This is a genomic window from Deltaproteobacteria bacterium, from assembly GCA_003194485.1.
In the GTDB taxonomy this organism is placed as follows: Bacteria; Desulfobacterota; Dissulfuribacteria; order Dissulfuribacterales; family UBA3076; genus UBA3076.
The window spans coordinates 1-2892 of record PQXD01000064.1 but is presented as its reverse complement, the minus strand read 5'-3'; the positions used below and the strand labels follow the sequence as shown (position 1 = coordinate 2892).

The window sequence follows — 2892 nt, the reverse complement described above, 5'->3', positions numbered from 1 at the left end:
AAGGGGCTGAAGGCCTTATCCAGGATATTGCTCCATCCCATCAGGATACCAATGGCCAGCCCGGCCATAGAGCCGGTGCAAAAGCCGATCAGGACCCGGGTCAGGCTGCTGAGAAAATTCGCTGCCAAGACCCCGTTGGCACTCAACTCATAAAATTCCCGTAAAACTTCCGAGAAAGGAGGAAAGAAAAAGTGGCCCGGAACAAGATCGAGGCGGGCGGTGATCTCCCATATAGCCAGAAATATGGCTACAGGTATTATCCCCCACCTTGGCCTTATTTTCCCGACCCGGTTCATCTTAAAGATCTCAGATCCAGGATATCCCCGGCCTTGAAGCTGTTTCTTATGTAACCCAGCCCGGCCGTATAATCTATCACCTCTTGCACCATTTCCGGATCGATAGAAGTGGTATATTCCAACCGGCCCATAGAGCGCTTCAGGACCTCAGGGGTGATCTCAAACCTGGCGGCCGTCTTGACCACCTTGACCGGCAGGACTTTCTCCACGGTTATTGAAAACTGCCGGGCCATAACGGCCGCAGCCTCTTCCGGATGCCGGTTAACCCAATCGGTTGCCTTCTGGGTCACCCTTACCAATCTTCTGACTATATCCGGGTGCTTCCTTATCAATTCTTCTTTGACCACCAGAACGCTTCCCTGCATCCTGGGCCAGAGATCCTGGGCCGTGAGCAACATTTTAAAGCCGTAATCTTCGGCCATGCTGGCCCACTGTTCCGGCAGAAAGGCGGCATCAATCCGGCCCATTTTGATTGCCAGTAACTGTCTCGGCGGGTTCATCCGCTGGACCTTATTTAATATCCTGGACGGATCAAGACCATATCAGTCAATAGTCTTATGAAGAAGGACGTCCACGGCCCCGCCCTCCCTGACACAGCCGATCCGGAGGCCGGGTCTCTCCAGGTCCTTAACGGTCTTTACCTTCCTGGGGTCGGCTACCAGGCCGTAGCCGTATCTATGTGTCCCGGCAATGATCTTTATGGGCACCCCGGCATTGGCATAGACATTTATGGCCGGCACCAGACAGATATAGGCCGCCTGAATATCTCCCCGGGCCAGGGCCGCAGTCAGGGCCATGCCGGTCACATAGCTTTCATAGGTAGATAGCTCGAGCCCTTCCTTTTTAAACCAACTCTTGTCCCCGGCCACGTAGGCACAGGCAGCATGATCCATAAACTCTACGGCCATGCCTATATTCTGCCCTTCCTGAGCAAGAGTGACAGAAGGGGAGAGGCAAAGGAATAATGCAACAACCAGCAGATTGAGTTTTTTGATGTCTCTAAAAACATTCACAGGAGAGCCTCGAAAAACCGGTAGTGAAGCTGGAGGAAACACCAGTCGGCCTCAACATCATCGGCCATCTTTTTGACAAATTCTCCGGACCAGAAATGGCCATAGCCGAATTGGAATTCCAGTCCCTTGAAGGGAGTGATATATTTCCCGATAATGTCAAATTCCACCCCGAGTTCGTTACCTGATTTGCCGGTTTTGTCCTTATAGACCTTTTGGTTCTGGTACCAGGCGTCTTTGTCTTCTGCAAGCCAGAACCTGTGCAACTCCGCCTTGAAGCCCAGGTTTTTAAGGGGCTTGAATTCCAGATTGGCCTGGGCATCCTGCAGATTCTTCCAGTCCATCAGGTTCATCCGGCCGTACATTCTATCCCTGGCCCCGAAAACCCCGTCAAAGGTGCCTCTGTCACCGTCTGTGGGGTTCCCGTCTCCGGAGGCATAGGAAAATTCAGCGCTGATCCGCGGAGTCCAAGGAACCGTCCTGAATTTATAGCCGGCAAACAGATGGTAACCATAGGCCTCTAAGTCGTCATTTCCCCACTCGCCGGTCTGCCAGACAAAGGTAAAATCGTAATCAAACCCGGGAAGGATTTCGGCATAGGTCCTTAAGCCGTAATAATTTGAATAAAAATCATCAAAGGTATTGTCTTCGCTTTTAAAATTTGCGTGCGTATCCCATTTCCTTACAAAAAAGGGCTCCAAATAGAAGCCCCTGCCCTGCATCGGAATAAGGAAATGGCTATAGACAGCACAACCTTCAAAGAGGTGACGGTGATCTAATGAGAACCTGTCAGGTTCATGGATAATGTTTCTCCCGTAGAATGTATCTACAAAGTTATCTCCAAATCTGTATGACAGTTTTACTGCATCCCATATATATCGCCCAGTATTTCCCCATTCACCGGGACCAAAAATCCTTTTGTCACCATAGGCTATGATCTGCCTGCCCCCTTTTAGACTGAGTTTCCTGCCAAAAAGATTTTTCAGCTCAAGGTAGGTGTCAAATGGCTCCAAATAATCTTTGTTTGGATTGTGCTCAAGTCCCAATTTTGAGTTATAGAAGGCGTCATCAGGAAGGGCTACATCATAGGCCCTTGAATCCTGTAAGCCCGCAGAGATATGCACATTCTTGTGCGGGTTGAAATCGAAGGTGAGTCGAATCCTTTGAAGCAGAAACCCGTCATCCGAGTCGCCTTTCGGGGGATTTTTCCCGTAAAACTTCTGATTGAAGTTGTCCTCATATTCCCACCTGTATCTTATATCAGCGTTAATCCTGAGCAGGTCATCCGCAACAGCAGGAGAAGAGACAAAGGCAAACAAAGTTAAAAACGCAAGAAGACATTTCTTCCACATAACAATTACTTTCTTATAGAGTTTGTGTGCTGCATCCCTACCTACGGACATGTCCTATGACCGTAATTTCTATGTAAATATTCTTATGAACCCGTCCGTGGTCCACTGGCAGCCGGTCACACAGGGGAGCTCCTTCTGAAAACGATTTGCGTCAGCCCTGTAGTTTTCTTGGTCTTCGCAGCATGGGAAACCCCCGGCTCCGGAGCGCAGCGGAGGAGAACGGGGGAGGGTCTC

The 2892-nt window shown here is 50.0% G+C and carries 2 protein-coding genes and 1 pseudogene; all 3 read right to left on the bottom strand.

Annotation, left to right across the window (positions count from 1 at the left end):
* The coding region (locus C4B57_12005) for an ABC transporter permease (protein PXF50556.1) at window positions 1-296 on the bottom strand (296 nt) is incomplete at its 3' end.
* Window positions 293-1204: pseudogene (locus C4B57_12000) on the bottom strand (nitrate ABC transporter substrate-binding protein). The pseudogene C4B57_12000 and the gene C4B57_12005, both read right to left, overlap by 4 nt.
* 101 nt (window positions 1205-1305) lie before the next feature.
* The gene (locus tag C4B57_11995) at window positions 1306-2709 is read right to left on the bottom strand and encodes a hypothetical protein (protein PXF50555.1); all 1404 of its coding nucleotides are present in this window, start codon (window positions 2707-2709) and stop codon (window positions 1306-1308) included.
* Window positions 2710-2892: the final 183 nt, after the last annotated feature.